We start from the raw sequence: 18,652 nt of genomic DNA on the forward strand, positions 1-18,652 counted from the left end.
TGCAGGAGGTGGCGACTTGAGTCGAGATCGCAAGGCGACCCGCAAGCCCGCACGTGCCCCGGCCAAGAGCGCCGGCGGCACGCTGATCGGCATCTTCATCGGTCTGGTGTTCGGTGCGCTGATTGCCGCGGGTGCGGCATGGTACTTCACGCGCGCCAATCCCTTCCAGCCGGCGCCGGTCGCCCCGCGCGTGCAGGCGCCCGAGAACGGGCCGGCAGCTCTGCCCGGCAAACCCGGTGACCGCCCGGTGGTGAAGCAGGACTTCGAGTTTTACCGCATCCTGCCGCAGGGCGAGAACGTGCCGGCTCAGGTGACGCCGCAGGCGCAGCCGCCCGTTGCCGCGTTGCAGCAAGCCGTGCCGGTGGTGGAGGCCGCGCCACGCCCGGTCGAGCGCCTCTACCTGCAGGTGGGCTCGTTCGAGAATCCGAGCGAGGCCGACAACCTCAAGGCCCGCCTCGCGCTGTCCGGCATCCAGGCCAGCGCACAGCGCACGCAGCTCAGCGATGGTCGCGTCGTGCACCGGGTGCGGATCGGCCCCTTCGCCCGTCCCGAGGACATGAATCCGGTGCGTGCGCGCCTTGCCGACGCCGGCTTCAATGCTTCGGTGAGCCGCGCCACGCCTTGATCCCGGAATGGAGCGGGCGGGAACGCCCGCTGCCGCGCCGCGTCTGATGAAACCGATTGCCCATGGAGCACAGCATGAAACGTCGTGATGCCCTCAAACTCGCCAGCCTGGCCCTTACCCTGCCTGCCGCCTCGCTGGCTCGCGCGCAGGCCTCGTTCACGGTGCTCAACCCGCCGCAGCCCGGCGACGATCCGAACCGGATTGAGGTCATCGAGTTCTTCCACTACGGTTGCCCGCACTGCCGCGATTTCGATCCGTTGATCAGCGACTGGAAGAAGAAGCTGCCGGCCGACGTGGCCTTCCGCGCCGTGCCCGCCATCTGGAACAACGCCCAGCTCACCGGCCTCGCCCGCCTGTACTACGCCGCCGAGGTGTCGGAGCAGCTCGATGCCATCCACGCGGCGGTGTTCGTGGCGGTGCAGGACGAGAAGCGCCCGCTGTTCACCGAAGAGCAGGTGCGCGAGTGGATCAGCGGCAAGGTGGCGGACCCGGCCAAGTTCATGGACGCCTACAAGTCCTTCGGCGTCAATTCGATGCTGCAGCGCGCCGACCAGCTCGCGCGGGCGATGAAGATCCAGGGCGTGCCCACGGTCGTCATCGACGGCAAGTACGTCACTTCGGCCTCGCTCAGCGGCAGCCATCAGAACACGCTCAAGGTTGCCGACGAGCTGATCGCACGTGCCCGTCAGGAGCGCGGCGCCAAATGAGTGACGACCTGCCCGATCGTCTCGTGCCGCCGTCGCCCGATGTCGCCGAGCCGACGGCGGAGGACAGTGCCGAGCGTCGTCGCATCCAGCGCTTTCTCGCCTTGCGCCGGGGCGAGCCCTGCTTCTGGGTGGTGATCGACGGCGGGGCGCGTCTTCCGTTGCGCGACATCTCGGTCGAGGGTTTCTCGATCGGTCTCGAGGGCCTGCCGGGTGACGGTGAGCCCTTCGACTTCGTCATGCAGCGCGAGGGGGTGCCCGACCAGATCCGCGGTCGGGCGCGGGCAGTGAATTACATCGCGTCGGCGGCCCAGGCGGGCTGCCGCTTTCTCACGCTGGAGGCCGACGGCGCAGAGCGCCTGCGTGACTGGCTGATCACGCTCGTGATCATGAACGCGAGCGTCCGCATCAGCGAGAAGGATGCCGCGGCCATTGTCGCCGGTCCGTCCCTGATCTGAGTACGCGTAACAAGGACAAGGCCGTCTTCGCCCATGCGGGCGAGGACGGCCTTGTCCTTTGCTGACAGGCTCAGGCCTTGATGCGCTCGGCCTCCTTCCTGCGCTGGCGCGGCTTCTGCATCGCATAGACCAGGCCAAGCAGCACGAAGGCGGGCACGAACATCCACTCCTTGGGCGGTCGCTCGCCCGAGGGGAGCTCGATCGCGGTGATGGTGAAGCCCTGCTCTAGGCCAAGCTTCTCTGCCTGGCTGCTGAAGCGTACCGCGGCGACCTGCACCTGATCGCCGAGCGCCATCACGGTCAGGCCCATCGCCCCCAGCCGCTCACGGGCGTTGTCGGCGCGTTCGCCCAGTGGCAGCAGCACGCCCTTGGAGATGTCCTTGCCCTCCAGGCTCATGCCCTCGACCCACACCCGCAGGTTGCCGTTACGCGGCGCCTCCTCGACCAGGCGAGTGAGTTCGGTCGGCGGAATCTCCTCATACGGCGGATACAACATGTCCATCCAGAAGCCTGGGCGGAACAGCGTGAACGTGACCAGCAGCAGCAGCAGGGTCTCGTGGATGCGGTTGCGGGCGATGAAGAAGCCCTGGGTCGCCGCCGCGAACATCATGCTCGCCACCGTCGCGGTGACGATCGTCAGGATGAGCTGGAAGGCCGAGGTGATGCCGATCAGCAGCAACTGCGTGTTGAAGATGAACATGAAGGGCAGCACCGCGGTGCGCAGGCTGTAGCCGAAGGCGGTGAGACCGGTGCGCATCGGATCGCTCTTGGCAATGCCCGCGGCCGCGTAGGATGCGAGCCCCACCGGTGGCGTGACGTCCGCCATCAGGCCGAAATAGAACACGAACATGTGCACTGCGATCAGCGGCACCAGCAGCCCGGACTGTGCGCCCAGCTCGACGATCACCGGCGCCATCAGGGTGGACACCACGATGTAGTTCGCCGTGGTCGGCAGGCCCATGCCCAGCACGAGGCAGATCACCGCCACCAGCAGCAGCATGATCATCAGGTTGCCGCCGGACAGGGTCTCGACCAGCTCGGTCATGGCCAGGCCGATGCCGGTCAGCGTGACCGTGCCGACGATGACGCCGGCGGTGGCGGTGGCGATGGCGATGCCGATCATGTTGCGCGCGCCGGTGACCAGGCCCGAGAACAGGTCGTGGAAGCCCACGCGTGCCGCGGCGCCGAGCTCGCCGGTGCCGCGGAAGAGCGCGAACAGCGGGCGTTGGGTGACCAGGATGAACATCAGGAACAGCGTCGCCCAGAAGGCCGACAGCGCGGGCGAGAGCTGCTCGACCATCAGGTTCCAGATCAGCGCCGCCACCGGCAGCAAAAAGTGCAGGCCGGACTTCAGCGTGGGGCCGATCTCGGGCAGGTACTCCATCTTCTCGCCCGGCTTCTCGAGGTGAAGCTCGGGGTACTTGGCGCCATGGCGGACGATGAGGATGTAGGCGATCAGCATCAGCACGCCGACCACGATGAAGGCCGCGCCGCCGAAGAGGTCCTTGATCCAGCCGAAGCCCCAATAGACGATTGCTGCCAGGATCACCAGGCCGGAGAAGGTCATCAGCGTGGTGATCACCGCCTTCTGCCAGGGCAGGGGTTCGCGCCGCGGCAGGCCCTGCAGGTCCATCTTCAGCGCCTCGAGGTGGACGATGTAGAACAGCGCGATGTAGGAGATCAGCGCCGGCAGGATGGCGTGCTTCATCACCTGCACGTAGGTGATGCCGACGTACTCGACCATCAGGAAGGCAGCCGCGCCCATCACCGGTGGCATGATCTGGCCGTTGACCGAGGAGGCCACCTCGACCGAGGCGGCCTTGTCGGCGCGGTAGCCCACGCTCTTCATCAGCGGGATGGTGAAGGTGCCGGTGGTGACCACGTTGGCGATCGACGAGCCCGAGATGAGGCCGGTGCTGGCCGACGCCACCACCGCCGCCTTGGCCGGGCCGCCGCGCATGTGGCCCAGCAGGGCGATCGCCGACTTGATGAAGTAGGCGCCCGCGCCGGCGGTCTCGAGCAGGGCGCCGAACAGCACGAACAGGAAGATGAAGCTGGTCGACACGCCGACCGCGACCCCGAACACGCCCTCGGTGGTCAGCCACATGTGGCTCATGCCCTTGGACAGCGAGGCGCCGCGGTGGGCGATGACCTCCGGCATGTAGGGGCCGAAGAAGATGTAGATCATGAACACCACCGCCAGGATCACCATCGGCAGGCCGAGGGCGCGGCGGGCGGCTTCCAGCAGCAGGATGAGGCCGACCACGGCGACTGCGAGGTCGGTGTCGGTGGGCAGGCCCGGGCGGGTGGATAGCTCGGCGTAGAACAGGAACAGATAGGCCGCGCAGAAGGACGCCACCGCGGCCAGCACCCAGTCCTGGATCGGCACGTAGTCGCGTGGCGAGCGCTTGAGCGCCGGGTAGGCGGCGAAGGCGAGGAAGACCGCGAAGGCGAGGTGGATCGAGCGCGCCTCGGTGTCATTGAACACGAAGACGCCGAGCGAGAAGGGGAGCGGTGAGGCGATCCAGAGCTGGAACAGCGACCACGCCAGCGCGACGATCAGCAGCACCTGCGCCGTCAGCCCGGTGGGCTTGCGCCCGCCGGTGTCGGCCTCGGCGACGATCTTCTGGAGTTCCTCGTCCGACAGCTCGAAGCTGTCTTTCTTTTCATTCGCGCGGGTCATGAGCAGCGCCTCTCAAGGTCGGAACGCAGACGAAAACGGCGGGGGGCTGATGGCCCGCCGCCGTTTTCGAAGACAGGAGCACCGGCAACCTTCCCGTGGGCGCCGGCCAGCGGATTACATCCAGCCCTTTTCCTTGTAGTACTTCACCGCGCCCTCATGCAAGGGGGCGGTGAGGCCGTCCTTGATCATGTGCGCCGGGTCGAGGTTGGCGAAGGCCGGGTGCAGCTTCTTGAAGTCCTCGAAGTTCTCGAACACCGCCTTGACCAGCGTATAGACGGTCTCCTCGGGCACCTTGGCCGAGGTCACGAAGCTGGCGACCACGCCGAAGGTCTCGGTGGGGTTGGGGTTACCCGCATACATGCCGCCGGGGATCTCGACCTTGGCGAAGTAGGGATGGTCCGCGACCAGCTTGTCCGCCGCCGCACCGGTCACCGGCACCAGTTGCGCGCCGCAGGTGGTGGTCGGATCCTGGATGTTCGCCGCCGGGTGGCCGACGACATAGGCGAAGCCGTCGATCTTGTTGTCGCACAGCGCCGCGCTGTGCTCATCGGGGCGCAGCTCGGAGACGAGCGAGAAGTCGGAGGTCGACATGCCGAGCGCCGGCAGCAGCATGTCCATGGTCGCGCGCTGGCCGGAACCCGGGTTGCCGACGTTGAAGCGCTTGCCCTTGAAGTCTTCCATCTTGGTGATGTTGGCTTCCTTGCGCGCCAGAATGGTGAGCGGCTCGGGGTGGAGCGAGAACACCGAGCGCAGGTCCGCCACCGGACCGCCATCGGCGAACTGGGCCTGACCCTTGATTGCGTTGAACTGGACGTCGGATTGGGCCACGCCGAAGTCGAGTTCGCCGCCCTTGATGGTGTTGACGTTGTACACCGAGCCGCCGGTACTCTCGACCGAACAGCGCAGGCCATGCTGGGCGCGGTCCTTGTTGATCAGCCGGCAGATCGCGCCGCCAGCTGCGTAATACACGCCGGTGACGCCACCGGTGCCGATCGTGACGAACTTCTGCTGGGCCTGCGCAGGTGCCGCGCCGAGGGTGCCGACGAGGGCGAAAGCGGCAGCGAGTGCGGTCAGTTTCTTCATGAAATCCTCCTGGGATCGGATCAATACGGGTAGGAATTGACGCGCCGTGTGTCCGTAGGCATCCCGCCTCGTGGGCGGCAGGATCAACGCGCCTCGACATTCCATCAGGACCCCGAGCTTTGCACAAGCCCGCCGTAGCCGCTACTCGGGTTTCCCCGCAAGCCGCATCCATGCGTGCTTTGGGGCGCGTTAGAATTCAGGCTGAATGTTCTGGATGAGGCTGCATGCAAGCAAATTCGAGTGAGGATCAGCCCGCGGGCTGGATCGATGCCGGCGGGAAGCGTCACGCCGCCGCCGACGGCGAAGTGCGCATCGTCTCGCTGGTGCCCTCGCTGACGGAACTCCTCTTCGATCTCGGCCTGGGCGATCGTGTGGTCGGGCGCACCGGCTTCTGCGTCCATCCGCGCGAGGCCCTGCGCACCGTGCCCAAGGTCGGCGGCACCAAGGACGTGAAGCTCGACCGCATCCGTGAACTCGCCCCCACCCACGTGCTGGTCAACATGGACGAGAACCGGCGCGAGACGGTCGATGAACTGGCCGCCTTCGTGCCCCACATCGTCGTCACCCACCCCAATACGCCACAGGACAACCTCGCGCTGTTCGCGCTGCTCGGCGGCCTGTTCGGCGTCGAGGGCGAAGCAGCCCGGCTGGCCGACGACCTGCGCGGCGCGCTCGCCGAGGCGGCCGCGCTGCGCGCAACCCTGGCCGACGAACGCGTGCTCTACCTGATCTGGCGTGAGCCGTGGATGACCATCGCCCGCGACACCTACATCGCCGCCACGCTCCAAGCCGTCGGCTGGCATACCCTGCCCGCGGTCCACGGCGGCGAGACCGGCGCGGCGCGCTATCCCGCGTTCGACTGGGATGCGCCCTGGCTGGCGAAGGTGGATCGCGTTCTGCTATCGACCGAGCCTTACCGTTTTCGTGAGTCGCATGTGGACGAAGTCGCCCGCCTGGCCGGGCTCCCGGCGCTGCTGGTCGATGGCGAGATGGTGTCATGGTACGGCAGTCGCGCAGCCGGGGGGCTGCGCTGGCTGTGCGCGCTGCGTCGTCAGCTCACAGGAGGTGCAGTGTGCTGAAGGACTCCGGGCTGAGGATGCGGAAGCGCTCGCGAATCTCGCGCTTGCGAGCCATGGCCAGCAGTGCCCGGTCACGTGTCAGCAGGTGGCTGGCGCTCGCCTGCAAGGCAAGCTCGAGGAACTTCTGATCGTCCGGATCCTTGCACGCCGGTAGCACGACCTCGGTCGTGCTGGTCGGCAGGCAGTGCACGCGGTCGCGATAACTCGCCAGCAGCGCCGCCTGCACGGCCTCGGCCTGGCCAAACTGCGCAAAGCCGAGCACCGCAGCAAGCTCGGCGAGCGTGTCTTCGCGTGCGAACAGCCGTGGCCGTGCCGACTCGATCCAGCTCCGCAGGCGCTCCAGAACAGGATCACGAAACATCCACAGTGCGAGCACGGTGTTGGTGTCCACCACCAGGCGCAGCGAGCCGGGCGCTGCCGCGCTGCCTTGAACGGTTTCAGTGCGGGTCATGGTCGGAGGGAGGTGAACGGAAAAGGGGAGGGTTTCCCCTCCCCTCGCTCAGACCCGGATGGCTCAGGCCGCGACCTTGGCGTCGATGCGCAGCTTGACGAAGCTGCCCGGCGCGTCTTCCAGCGCCTTGAGCTTGCCCTTGGCGGGATCACGGGCCTCGGTCTGCTCGCTATCGTGGGCGGTGACCCAGGCCTGCCAGTCGGTCCACCACGAGCCGGGGTGCTGCTGCGTGCCCTCGAGCCAGGCGTCGGCGGTGTCGGCGAGCTTGGCGGCGGGGTTGAGCCAGTAGCCGTACTTGTTGGCTGCCGGCGGGTTGACGATGCCGGCGATATGGCCGGAGCCGCCGAGCACGAAGCGCACCGGGCCGCCGAAGCGGCGGGCGCCCATGTAGGTGCTCTTCCACGGTGCGATGTGGTCTTCGATCGTGGAGATGAAGTAGCACGGCACCTTGATCTTGCCGAGGTCGATCGGCGTGCCGTCGATCTCGATGCCGCCCGGCTCGATGAGGCGGTTCTCCATGTACATGGTGCGCAGGTAGAAGCTGTGCATCTTGGCCGGCATGCGCGTGGAGTCGGAGTTCCAGTACAGCAGGTCGAACGGGAACGGATCCTTGCCCATCAAGTAGTTGTTCACCACGAAGGACCAGATGAGGTCGTTGGCGCGCAACATGTTGAAGGTGCCGGCCATCTCTGAGCCTTCGAGGAAGCCGCGCTCGAACATCTTCTTCTCGAGGCTGGTGACCTGGCCCTCGTCGATGAACACGCCGAGCTCACCCGGGTCGGTGAAGTCGGTCATGGTGGTGAAGAAGGTGGCCGAGGCGATGCGCTTCTGGCGCTTGGCGGCGAGGTAGGCGAGCGTGGTGGCGAGCAGGGTGCCGCCCAGGCAGTAGCCGGCGGCGTTGACTTCCTTCTCGCCGGTCTGCTTCTCGATCGCATCGAGCGCGGCGATGACGCCATCCTTGACGTAAGCGTCGAAGCTCTTCTCGGCGAGCTTCTCGTCCGGGTTGACCCAGGAGATCACGAACACGGTGTGACCCTGGTCCACCGCCCACTTGATGTAGGAGTTCTTCTCGCGCAGGTCGAGGATGTAGAACTTGTTGATCCAGGGCGGCACGATCAGCAGCGGCTTCTTCAGCACCGTGTCGGTGCTGGGGGTGTACTGCAGCAGCTGCATCATGTCGGTCTGGAACACGACCTTGCCCGGCGTGGTGGCGACGTTCTTGCCCAGCTCGAAGGCGGTGGTGTCGGTCATCCTGACGCGCAGGTTGCCGCCGCCGTCCTCGACGTCGCGCAGCAGGTTGTTGAGGCCCTTGAGCAGGTTCTGGCCATGGCTCTTGACCGTCTCGCGGAAGACTTCCGGGTTGGTCATCGCGAAGTTGGACGGCGACAGGGCGTCGATGTACTGGCGGGTGTAGAAGTTGACCTTCTTCTGCGTCTGCTCGTCGAGGCCGTCGACACAGCACACCGTGTCATGGATGTGACGGGCGGCGATGAGGTAGGACTGCTTGATGAAGTCGAACAGGAAGTGCTGCTCCCATTCCTCGTCCTTGAAGCGCTTGTCGGACTTCTCCGGCGCGGCGATCGGCGCGGCATTGAGGCCGGCAAAGCGCATCATCGAGTGCTGCCACAGCGAGAAGTAGTCCCACACCAGGTTCATCTGGGCCTGGGCGAGCTTGTAGGGGTTGGCGAGCAGCTTGGCCATCATGTCCATGAAGGCCTGGGCGATGCCGAGTTCGTCGGCCGGTGTCGACACGCCTTTCTTGAGCTGGCGCTGGACGTGGTCGCTGATCAGGTGCGACGCGCGGCGCGCAACTTCGGCATAGGTCTTGGCGACCTCCTGCGGATCGGGCAGGTCGGCGTGAGGGGTCTCGGTACTGGGTGCAGCCATGTTGTTTGGGCTCCTGTTTGCGACGGGGCAGGCTTTAGCGGCAAGGGGTGAAACGGATCAGTCCGTTCGCATCGACCTCTCTCGAAAGCGCTCCCTGCCTTTCGAGATGGTTGAGGTGGGCAATGGCTTCCCCCATGGCGAACATGACCTGATGGGTATCGAGTTCGCGCGGGAACAAGGTCGCAAGCAGATCTCCCGCGCTCTTGGGTGTGTCGCATGCGGCAAGCAGGGCGGCACAGCGTTCGCGGTGATGCTCGACGAGTTGATCCACTCTCGCCCGGATACCCTTGAAAGGTTTGCCGTGCGATGGTAGCACGAGCGTGTCGTCCGGTAATGCGCAGAGTGCCCGCAACGAGGCGAGAAACCAGCCCAGCGGGTCGTCATCTGGCGTGGCCGCATAGGCGCTGATGTTGGTGGAAATGCGCGGCAGCAGCATGTCGCCCGAGATCAGGATGCCCAACTCGGCGCAGTACAGGCTGGCATGCTCGGGCGCGTGGCCATAGCCGATGATGACGCGCCAGCGTCGGCCGCCGATGTCCAGCTCATCGCCGGCGAACAGGCGATGGAAGGCCGCGGGCAGTTCTGGGGCACCGCGGCGGTAGGCATTGCCGCGCGTGCGCAGGGAATCGAGCGGGGCGGGGTCCAGGCCGTGGCGGGCAAACTGGGCGACCATGTCGGTCACGCAGTAGCCCGGCAACTGGTGCCAGATGGCCTGCGCGGCGAGGAATTCCCCCTGCGTCATGTGGATCGTGGCACCATCGCGCGCTGCAAGCCAGGTGGCGAGGCCGATGTGATCCGGATGGTGGTGGGTGACGATGACGCGCTGCAGCGGCCGACCATCGGCATCGAGCACGGCCCGCCAGGCGTCGCGCGTCGCGGCCAGGCCGTAGCCGCAGTCGACCGCCACGAGGCGGTCGCCATCCTCGAGCAGCCACAGGTTGATGTGGTCGAGGGCGAAGGGCAGGCTCATGCGCAGCCAGCGGATGCCGGGAGCAACTTCGAGGTATTCGCCGGCGGCGGGAAGGTGCTCGAAAGGATAGTGCAGTGCGGGCGACGCGGGTGGCGTTGGTGTCATGGGTGGGCGTCCGTGCGGTAGCGATGGGTTGGGAAGGGGATTGGGAAGGGGATTGGGAAGGGGATTGGGAAGAAGCGTTTGGATTGGGGGCGGATGGCGGGCTTGTGGCCCGGTGTCCGCGTTGATGAAAGGCCTGAAATCTGCTTAACTTTTGCTCAAATTTTGTGCAACAGGCTGGCAAAGCACTGCTACGGGGGCGAGCGCCGCGCGTTCTTGCGCTTCGTCCCGCTCAAATGACCATGGTCGACGAAGAAACCTACACCATTACCGAACTTGCCCGCGAGTTCGACATCACCGCGCGCGCGATCCGCTTCTACGAGGATCAGGGCCTGCTGACCCCGGCCCGTGCGGGGCGTGCGCGGGTGTACACCAAGGCCGACCGCACGCGCCTCAAGCTCACGCTGCGCGGCAAGCGCCTCGGCCTGTCGCTGGCCGAGATCCGCGAGCTGCTCGACATGTACGGCGGCGTGCGCAACTCGGCGCCCCAGTTGCAGCGCTTTCTCAAGGTGCTTGCCGTGCGGCGCGCCGCGATGGAGCAGCAGCGCAAGGACATCGAGGCGGTGCTCGACGAGATCGACATGCTCGAGCAGCAGTGCCAGGCCCTGCTTGGCGACAACGCGGAGGGGGCTGCCGCAGCACGCGCCGAGCTGGCCCGGCGTATCGATCGCGCGAGCGTGAGCTGAAGGCCTGGCGGTCTTTTTTGTAGTTCAATTTACGTTGACGTTAACGTAAAATAGCGCAAAATATAAAGCAAGGAGACAAATGCATGCGCCCCGAGATGCCGCAGTTCCAGCCCAAGGATCCCGCCTACGCCGAGCGCGTGCGGGCCAGTTTCAACCTGCAGCAGGCGATGCACCTGATCGGTGCCGAGCTGGCGGTGGTCGAACCGGGCTATACCGAGATCCACCTGCCCAAGAGGCCCGGGGTCACGCAGCAGCACGGCTTCATCCACGGCGGCGTGGTGGGCATGATTGCCGACTCTGCGGCGGGCTACGCAGCCAACACCCTGACGCCCGCGGACACCAGTGTGCTCACCGTCGAATACAAGATGAACCTGGTCGCGCCCGCCGATGGCGACCGGCTGGTGGCGCGTGGCGAGGTGGTGCGCCCGGGCCGCACCCTGATCGTCACCCGGGCCGATGTGTACGCGATCCGTGACGAGCAATGGACCTTGTGCGCGATCATGCAGCAGACCATCATGGCCATGCAGGGCCGCAAGGAACGCGAGGCCTGAGGCGGCCTGCCCAGAGCGTCGGGAGCGGCTTGGCTGCATGCGCCGGCTCCCTCGCTGCCCGCCATTGCCGTGAGGTGTGACATGACGATCAGATTGCGCGTACTCGGTACCGACGACGTGACCGAACTCGGTCATGTGCGTCAATTCTTTCGCCACTATGCGGCCTGGCTGGGGGTGGATCTCAACTACCAGGGCTTCGCCGACGAGGTGGCCAACTTGCCCGGTGCCTACGGTCAAGCCGACGGCCGGCTGTTCTATGCCGAGTACGAGGGCCGCCCGGCCGGTTGCGTGGGCATCCGCCGCTTCTCCGAAGGCGTATGCGAGATGAAGCGGCTCTACGTCGACCCCGATGCGCGTGGCCATGGCCTGGGGCGGCAGCTTGCGCTGGCGGCGATCAGGGCTGCGCAGCAGCTTGGCTATCGCCGCATCCTGCTCGACACCCTGCCGGCGATGCGCATCGCGGTGAAGCTGTACCGCGAGCTCGGCTTCACCGAGGCGCCGGCCTATTACCCGAGCCCGGTCGAGGGCACGATCTTCCTCACCCTCGACCTGTCGCAATGGTCTGAGGAGGCGGTCAGCAACGAGAACCTGTTCCATCTGTTCGACTACAACCAGGCCTGGTCGCGCCAGATGCAGCAGATCGACCCCGGCTTCTTCGAGAAGCTGTCGCACCTGCAGAGTCCGGAATACCTGTGGATCGGCTGCTCCGATTCGCGCGTGCCGGCCAACCAGATCGTCGGCCTGCTGCCGGGCGAGGTCTTCGTGCATCGCAACGTGGCCAACGTGGTGGTGCACACCGACCTCAACTGCCTCGCCGTCGTCCAGTACGCTGTGGATGTGCTGAAGGTCAAGCACATCATGGTCGTCGGCCACTACGGCTGCGGCGGCGTCAAGGCAGCGCTCGAGCGTGCCCGCGTCGGCCTCGTCGATCTGTGGCTGCGGCATGTGCAGGACGTGCATGTGCGCCACCTTAAGGCGGTCGACGCGCTGCCGCCCGAACTGCGCCACGACCGCCTGTGCGAGCTCAACGTCATCGAACAGGTGGCCAACGTGGCGCAGACCGTGGTCGTGCAGGACGCCTGGCGGCGCGGCCAGCCGCTCACCGTGCATGGCTGGATCTATGGCCTGAAGGATGGCCTGATCCGCGACCTGGGGGTGAACGTCAGCCGCAGCGAAGATCTCATGCCGCGCTACGCCGCGGCGCTTGAAGCGCTCGGACCCTGAGCGCAGCCAACAACACCGATTCAACAGGAGAACCGCATGTCCGATCCCGTCGTCATCGTTTCCGTCGCCCGCACGCCGCTGGGCGGCTTCCAGGGCGATCTCGCCAGCCTCACCACGCCGCAGCTCGGCGCCATCGCCATCAAGTCGGCGGTGGAGCGCGCGCGCCTCAAGCCGGAGCAGGTCGAGGAGGTGATCATGGGCTGCGTGCTGCCCGCCGGCGTCGGCCAGGCGCCCGCCCGCCAGGCCGCGCTCGGCGCCGGCCTGCCGCTGTCGGCCGGTTGCACCACGATCAACAAGGTGTGCGGCTCGGGCATGAAGGCCACCATGCTGGCGCACGACCTGCTGCTGGCCGGCAGCAACGAGATCATGGTCGCCGGCGGCATGGAGTCGATGTCCAATGCCCCCTACCTGCTGCCCAAGGCGCGCGCCGGCTACCGCCTCGGCCACGGCCAGATGTTCGACCACATGTTCCTCGACGGCCTCGAAGACAGCTACTCGAAGGAGAACAAGGGCCGTCTGATGGGCACCTTCGCCGAGGACTGCGCCGGCCACTTCAACTTCAGCCGCAGCGCGCAGGACGAGTTCGCGATCGCCTCGACCACGCGCGCGCAGGCCGCGATCAACAACGGCGACTTCACCTGGGAAGTGACCCCGGTGACGGTGTCGGGCCGCAAGGGCGATGTGGTCGTCGACAAGGACGAGCAGCCGCTGAAGGCGCAGATCGACAAGATCCCGGGCCTGAAGCCGGCGTTCAGGAAGGACGGCACCGTCACCCCGGCCAACTCGAGCTCGATCTCCGACGGCGCCGCCGCGCTGGTGCTGATGCGCAAGTCCACCGCCGACAGGCTCGGTCTGAAGCCGGTCGCCACCATCGTCGGTCACGCCACGCATGCGCAGGAACCGCAGTGGTTCACCACCGCCCCGGTGGGTGCGATGCAGAAGGTGCTGGCGAAGGCCGGCTGGACCACCGACCAGGTCGACCTGTGGGAGATCAACGAGGCATTCGCGGTCGTCACCATGGCGGCGATGCACGAGATGAAGCTGCCGCACGACAAGGTCAACGTCAATGGCGGCGCCTGCGCGCTCGGCCACCCGATCGGCGCCTCGGGCGCGCGCATCCTGGTCACGCTGATCGGTGCGCTGCGCAAGCGCGGCCTCAAGCGCGGGCTGGCCAGCCTGTGCATTGGCGGCGGCGAGGCCACGGCGATGGCGATCGAGGTCGATGCCTCGGTGGGCTGCGGCGGCTGATTGCCTGTGCTTCGAACCGCCAGCCGCGCCGGGGGGGCGTTCCGCAGCCTGCGGAACTCGCCCTGCGGGCTCGGACAGTCCTCGGCGGCTTCACGAACCCCCGACACGGCCGGCTTGGCCGTGTCGCATATTGACGAGCAATGGAACGGCCTGGCCGCTCCAGTAGAGGTTTCATCATGATTCTGACCCAGGAACAGGAACTCATCCGCGACTCGATGCACGCCTTCGCGCAGGAGCGCCTGGCCCCCTTCGCCGCCGAATGGGACCGCAACCACACTTTCCCGCGCGAAGCGCTCAACGAGCTCGCCGAGCTCGGCGCGCTCGGCATGGTGGTGCCCGAGGAGTGGGGCGGCGCCGGCATGGACTACATGAGCCTGGTGCTGACGCTGGAAGAGATCGCCGCCGGCGACGGCGCCACCTCGACCATCGTCAGCGTGCAGAACTCGCTGCCCTGCGGCATCCTCAACCGCTTCGGCAACGATGCGCAGAAGGAAGCCTGGTTGAAGCCGCTCGCCCGCGGCGCGAAGCTCGGCTGCTTCTGCCTCACCGAGCCGCACGTCGGCTCGGACGCCGCCGCCATCCGCACCACGGCCGTGCGCGACGGTGACGAGTGGGTGTTGAACGGCGTCAAGCAGTTCATCACCACCGGCAAGCACGCCGACGTCGCCATCGTGTTCGCGGTGACCGACAAGGCCGCCGGCAAGAAGGGCATCACCTGCTTCCTGGTGCCGGCCAATGCGCCCGGCTACCAGGTCGGCCGCATCGAGGAGAAGATGGGCCAGAAGGCCTCCGACACCACGCAGATCCTGTTCGAGGACTGCCGCATCCCGGCCGACTCGGTGATCGGTGCCGAAGGCGAGGGCTACAAGATCGCGCTCGCCAACCTCGAGGCCGGTCGCATCGGCATCGCCGCCCAGTGCCTGGGCATGGCGCGCGCTGCGCTGGAAGCGGCGGTGAAGTACGCGCAGGAGCGCGAGAGCTTCGGCAAGCCGATCTTCGAGCACCAGGCGGTCAACTTCCGCCTCGCCGACATGGCGACCCAGCTCGAAGCCGCGCGCCAGCTCGTGTGGCACGCCGCCAGCCTCAAGGACGCCGGCCGGCCCTGCCTCAAGGAAGCGTCGATGGCCAAGCTGTTCGCCTCCGAGATGGCCGAGCGCGTGTGCTCGGACGCCATCCAGGTGCACGGCGGCTACGGCTACGTCACCGACTTCCCGGTCGAGCGCATCTACCGCGACGTGCGCGTGTGCCAGATCTACGAAGGCGCGAGCGACATCCAGAAGCTGGTGATCGGGCGCGCGCTGGCGGGCTGACGGCAGTCTTCGCATTTCCTGAGACCGGCCTTGCCCGAGAGGGAAGGCCGGTCTTGTGCTTGCTGGCGCGCGTGGCCGGCCGGATCCGCATTGACAAACCCGGGATACGGCCTAGATTGAAAACGATTGTCATGCGTGTTCTTGACGCCGCGGTCCGGTGACATGAGCCGTCGGGCCGCTCGCCCTGGAGACCAACCCGCGAGGAGGACCGACGATGGACCGAGTGCGCAATCGAGCACGGCCATGCGCTGCGCTCAGGGGTTTGCTGGCGGGCATGCTCGCCCTGGCGGCGAACCTGCCGGTGACGCTGCAGGCGGACGAGACCTGTGTATCGCCTTACTCCCCCAAGATCGTCGGTCAGGAAGAATTCGCCTACGTGTGGACCCTTGGCCAGGCGGGTGTGGGGGACGAGCAGGACAAGCTGGTGACGGTCGATGTCCGACCCGATTCGCCCACCTACGGCAAGGTCATCCATGTCGTGCCGGTGGGCGGGCGCAACGAGGCGCATCACTCCGGATACACCGACGACCGCCGCTATCTGTGGGCCGGCGGGCTGGACACCAGCAAGATCTTCATCTTCGACGTGCACTCCGACCCGGCGCGGCCCAGGCTCACGCGGACCGTCGACGACTTCGTCGCCGCCAGCGGCGGCGCGGTCGGCCCGCACACCTTCTTCGCCCTGCCGGGGCGGATGATGATCAGCGCCCTGTCCAACAGCAGCGACCACGGTGGGCGCACGGCGCTGGTGGAATACAGCAATGACGGCGAGCATGTGGCGACCCACTGGATGCCTACCGACGACAACCTGCGCGGCGCCGAGAAGAGCGGCAGGTATGCCGACGGCTATGGCTACGACGTGCGCTTCCTGCCGGCCAAGAACGTGATGGTCACCTCCTCGTTCACCGGCTGGTCGAACTACATGATGGACTTCGGCAAGATGCTGCAGGACGAGGAGGCGATGAAGCGCTTCGGCAACACCGTGGTCGTCTGGAACCTGCACGAGCGCCAGCCCAAGCGCGTGCTGGACGTGCCCGGGGCGCCGCTCGAGATCCGCTGTGCGTGGGGCAACAACTACTGCTTCGTCACCACGGCACTGACCGCCAAGATCTATCTGATCTACGAGGACCGCGACAAGGGCTGGAGCGCCGCCGAGGTGGGCACGATCGGCAACCCCGCGGACGTGCCCTTGCCGGTGGCGTTCTCGATCTCTGCGGACGACAAGTACCTGTGGGTCAACACCTTCATGGATGGCAAGGTGCGGCTGTTCGACGTCTCTGATCCCTTCAATGCGAAGCTGGTGACCGAGCAGGAGATCGGCGCGCAGCTCAACATGGTGTCCCAGAGCTGGGACGGCAAGCGCGTGTATTTCAGCTCCCCCCTGCTCGCCAACTGGGACAAGAAGGGCGACAAGGACGTGCAGTTCTTCAAGAAGTACCACTGGGATGCGCAGTCGCAGACCCTGAAGCTCGCGTTCGAGATCGACTTCTACAAGGAGAACCTCGGCCGCGCGCACCTCATCACCTTCAACTCCAGCCGCCTGTTCGCGAGCAACATTGCCGCCACGTCGCCGCCCGAAGGCGATCGCGACGCGCCCATCGTCTCGGCGACCCTGACGAACGCGCAGCAGGCGCTGCGTTAGCGGCGGACCGGGTCGGTGCGGGCGGCCGACGAGGCGCCGGGCCTTGCCCGGGACAGGCGGAGCACGGTGATGGACGCGCTGCATTCCGCCACGCTGACCGGACTCGCGGCCCGCCTGCGCCGCCTCGCGCTGGGCGGGCTGCTGCTGGCCGCCGCGGCGAGCGCGCATCAGGGCCATGAGCATCACGGCGATGCCGGCGCGCCGCCCATGGCCGGCGCGGTTCGCGGGCCCGATGTCCTGGCGCCGGGGTATGGGCCGCTCGGCTTCGACAGTCCCCGGCCCGGTACCTACCGGCTGCCGCCGATCCGAGCGGCTGCCGACGGCGAGGTGCTGCTCGCGAGCGGGGCGCGCAGCCGGCTGCACGAGGTCTTCGGGGCCGACCGCCTGGTCTTCCTGAGCTTCATGTACACCCGGTGCCCGGACCCCGACGGCTGTCCGCTGGCGAGCTTCGTGTTGCAGCGCATCCACCGCGAGCTTGGCCGCAGTCCGGACCTGGCCGGCCGCGTCCGGCTGGTGTCGCTGAGCTTCGACCCCGAGACGGACAGTCCGCAGGTGATGCGCGAGTACGCCCGGCTGATCGACGCCGACTCGTCGGACGACTGGGCCTTCCTCACCTCGGCGTCGATGCAGGCCGTCCAGCCCGTGCTCGATGCCTATGGTCAGGGCGTCGAGCGGATCTACGATGAAGCGGGGCGGTACACCGGCCATCTTGCCCACATCCTGCGGGTCTATCTGATCGATCCGGCAAGGCAGGTGCGGAACATCTACAACGTGTCCTACCTGCACCCCGACATCCTGCTCGCCGATGCGCGCACGCTGTTGATGGAGGCGGACGCCCAGGCGGAGGGCGCGGCGGGGTCCGCCGTGGGTGCGAGTCCGTCGGCCGGCGAACGCCTGGCGCGCGCCCTTGATCCGCCGCCCGGCCTCCCCGCGCTGCCCGCAGCGCTGCGCGATGGCCTGAGCGCCGAGCGCGTCGCGCTCGGCCAGCGCCTGTTCCTCGACCGCCGGCTGTCGGCCAACGGCAGCCTCTCCTGCGCAAGCTGTCATGTCCCGGCGCAGGCCTTCGCCCACAACGTGATGGCACGCTCGATCGGCGTCGAGGGCGCCGGCTTGCGGCGCAACGCACCATCCGTGCTCAATGTGGCTTATCGGACCCGGCTGTTCTGGGATGGACGCGAGTCACGGCTCGACACTCTGGTGTGGAGCAAGCTCCTCGACGAGTCGGTCCTCGGCAACCGCGCGGTCGACGAGGTGATGGCCAGGCTGCGCGCCGATGCGGCGATCGAGCAGGGTTTCGCCGCCGCCTTCCCGCGCGAGGGCCTCACCATGAAGACGCTCGCCGACAGCCTCGCGGCCTACCTGACGGTGCTGGTTTCCGGCGGCTCGCGTTTCGATCGCTGGCACTTCGGCGGCGATGGCGGGGCGCTGACCGACGAGGAGCAGCGCGGATACGCGCTATTCACGGGCCGCGCCGGCTGCGCGGCCTGCCACACGATCGGCCCGGACCACGCCCTGTTCGCCGACGACGGCTTTCATGACACCGGCGTCGGCTACGCACACTCCATGGGCAAGCGTGCGCGGCGCGACACCATTCCGGTGGGCGACGAGGGCGCGCTCAGGGTCAATCTGGCGGCCCTGCGCGGCACCGAGGAGCGCCCGTACAACGATCTCGGCCGCTACGAGGTGACCCAGCATCCCGCAGACCGCTGGAGGTACCGTACGCCCTCGCTGCGCAATGTGGCGCTCACCGCCCCCTACATGCACGACGGCTCGATCGCCACGCTGGAGGGCGTGGTGGCGCACTACGACGATGGCGGCATGGCGCATGAGCTGCAGGCGCCGCAGATCCGGCCGCTTGGCCTGAGCGAGGCGGAGCGGGCGAGCCTGGTCGCCTTCCTGCGCACGCTCACCGATCCGGCGTTTGCCGATCCGCGCGCCGAGCGATAGGGGGC

Annotated in this window: 16 protein-coding genes; 11 read left to right on the plus strand and 5 right to left on the minus strand. The window is 67.1% G+C overall.

Features of this window, described 5'->3' with window-relative positions:
• The first annotated feature begins 16 nt into the window (after positions 1-16).
• The 3 genes from ACMV5O_RS05970 (at position 17) to ACMV5O_RS05980 (ending at position 1,787) form a co-directional block, all read left to right on the plus strand.
• Positions 17-625, plus strand: coding sequence for an SPOR domain-containing protein (locus tag ACMV5O_RS05970; RefSeq protein ID WP_416162635.1), 609 nt, complete (start codon positions 17-19; stop codon positions 623-625).
• 74 nt (positions 626-699) lie between these two features.
• A complete protein-coding gene (locus tag ACMV5O_RS05975) occupies positions 700-1,332 on the plus strand; it encodes a thiol:disulfide interchange protein DsbA/DsbL (protein WP_416162636.1) in 633 nt (210 codons plus the stop codon).
• Positions 1,329-1,787: a PilZ domain-containing protein gene (locus ACMV5O_RS05980; protein ID WP_416162637.1), complete on the plus strand. Its 459-nt coding sequence runs from the start codon at positions 1,329-1,331 to the stop codon at positions 1,785-1,787. Before ACMV5O_RS05975 ends, ACMV5O_RS05980 begins: the two co-directional genes overlap by 4 nt.
• Positions 1,788-1,857: 70 nt before the next feature.
• On the opposite strand, the gene ACMV5O_RS05985 is transcribed toward ACMV5O_RS05980, so the two are convergent.
• Entirely contained in the window at positions 1,858-4,470 is a 2,613-nt protein-coding gene (locus ACMV5O_RS05985) for a TRAP transporter permease (RefSeq protein ID WP_416162638.1), read from the minus strand.
• Between the two features lie 114 nt (positions 4,471-4,584).
• Entirely contained in the window at positions 4,585-5,553 is a 969-nt protein-coding gene (locus ACMV5O_RS05990) for a TAXI family TRAP transporter solute-binding subunit (protein WP_416162639.1), read from the minus strand.
• 224 nt (positions 5,554-5,777) lie between these two features.
• Between ACMV5O_RS05990 and ACMV5O_RS05995 the strand changes: the two genes are divergently transcribed.
• Positions 5,778-6,632, plus strand: a complete 855-nt coding sequence (locus ACMV5O_RS05995; RefSeq protein WP_416162640.1) for a helical backbone metal receptor — start codon at positions 5,778-5,780, stop codon at positions 6,630-6,632.
• On the opposite strand, the gene ACMV5O_RS06000 is transcribed toward ACMV5O_RS05995, so the two are convergent.
• The 3 genes from ACMV5O_RS06000 to ACMV5O_RS06010 all read right to left on the minus strand — a co-directional run bounded on the left by ACMV5O_RS06000 (position 6,610) and on the right by ACMV5O_RS06010 (position 10,045).
• Positions 6,610-7,083 carry a PIN domain-containing protein gene (locus tag ACMV5O_RS06000; RefSeq protein WP_416162641.1) on the minus strand — a complete coding sequence of 158 codons (474 nt, stop codon included), beginning with the start codon at positions 7,081-7,083 and terminating at the stop codon, positions 6,610-6,612. The two genes, ACMV5O_RS05995 and ACMV5O_RS06000, sit on opposite strands and share 23 nt — an antisense overlap.
• A 63-nt stretch (positions 7,084-7,146) precedes the next feature.
• Positions 7,147-8,970 carry a class I poly(R)-hydroxyalkanoic acid synthase gene (gene phaC, locus ACMV5O_RS06005; protein WP_416162642.1) on the minus strand — a complete coding sequence of 608 codons (1,824 nt, stop codon included), beginning with the start codon at positions 8,968-8,970 and terminating at the stop codon, positions 7,147-7,149.
• A 34-nt stretch (positions 8,971-9,004) separates the two neighbouring features.
• On the minus strand, positions 9,005-10,045 hold the full coding sequence (locus ACMV5O_RS06010; RefSeq protein WP_416162643.1) for an MBL fold metallo-hydrolase: 1,041 nt from the start codon (positions 10,043-10,045) through the stop codon (positions 9,005-9,007).
• A gap of 239 nt (positions 10,046-10,284) precedes the next feature.
• Between ACMV5O_RS06010 and ACMV5O_RS06015 the strand changes: the two genes are divergently transcribed.
• The 7 genes from ACMV5O_RS06015 to ACMV5O_RS06045 all read left to right on the plus strand — a co-directional run bounded on the left by ACMV5O_RS06015 (position 10,285) and on the right by ACMV5O_RS06045 (position 18,647).
• On the plus strand, positions 10,285-10,728 hold the full coding sequence (locus ACMV5O_RS06015; RefSeq protein ID WP_416162644.1) for a MerR family transcriptional regulator: 444 nt from the start codon (positions 10,285-10,287) through the stop codon (positions 10,726-10,728).
• Between the two features lie 83 nt (positions 10,729-10,811).
• Positions 10,812-11,279 carry a PaaI family thioesterase gene (locus ACMV5O_RS06020; RefSeq protein WP_416162645.1) on the plus strand — a complete coding sequence of 156 codons (468 nt, stop codon included), beginning with the start codon at positions 10,812-10,814 and terminating at the stop codon, positions 11,277-11,279.
• Positions 11,280-11,360: 81 nt separating this feature from the next.
• Positions 11,361-12,503: a carbonate dehydratase gene (gene can / locus ACMV5O_RS06025; RefSeq protein WP_416162646.1), complete on the plus strand. Its 1,143-nt coding sequence runs from the start codon at positions 11,361-11,363 to the stop codon at positions 12,501-12,503.
• A 36-nt stretch (positions 12,504-12,539) separates the two neighbouring features.
• Entirely contained in the window at positions 12,540-13,751 is a 1,212-nt protein-coding gene (locus ACMV5O_RS06030; RefSeq protein ID WP_416162647.1) for an acetyl-CoA C-acetyltransferase, read from the plus strand.
• A 176-nt stretch (positions 13,752-13,927) separates the two neighbouring features.
• Complete coding sequence (locus tag ACMV5O_RS06035) at positions 13,928-15,061, plus strand: acyl-CoA dehydrogenase (RefSeq protein ID WP_416162648.1); 1,134 nt, start codon at positions 13,928-13,930, stop codon at positions 15,059-15,061.
• A 214-nt stretch (positions 15,062-15,275) separates the two neighbouring features.
• Positions 15,276-16,700, plus strand: coding sequence for a selenium-binding protein SBP56-related protein (locus ACMV5O_RS06040; RefSeq protein ID WP_416162649.1), 1,425 nt, complete (start codon positions 15,276-15,278; stop codon positions 16,698-16,700).
• Positions 16,701-16,769: 69 nt separating this feature from the next.
• The gene (locus ACMV5O_RS06045; protein ID WP_416162650.1) at positions 16,770-18,647 is read left to right on the plus strand and encodes a cytochrome c peroxidase; all 1,878 of its coding nucleotides are present in this window, start codon (positions 16,770-16,772) and stop codon (positions 18,645-18,647) included.
• The last annotated feature ends 5 nt before the right edge of the window (positions 18,648-18,652 follow it).

The organism is Thauera sp. WH-1 (genome assembly GCF_047806685.1).
In the GTDB taxonomy this organism is placed as follows: domain Bacteria; phylum Pseudomonadota; class Gammaproteobacteria; order Burkholderiales; family Rhodocyclaceae; genus Thauera.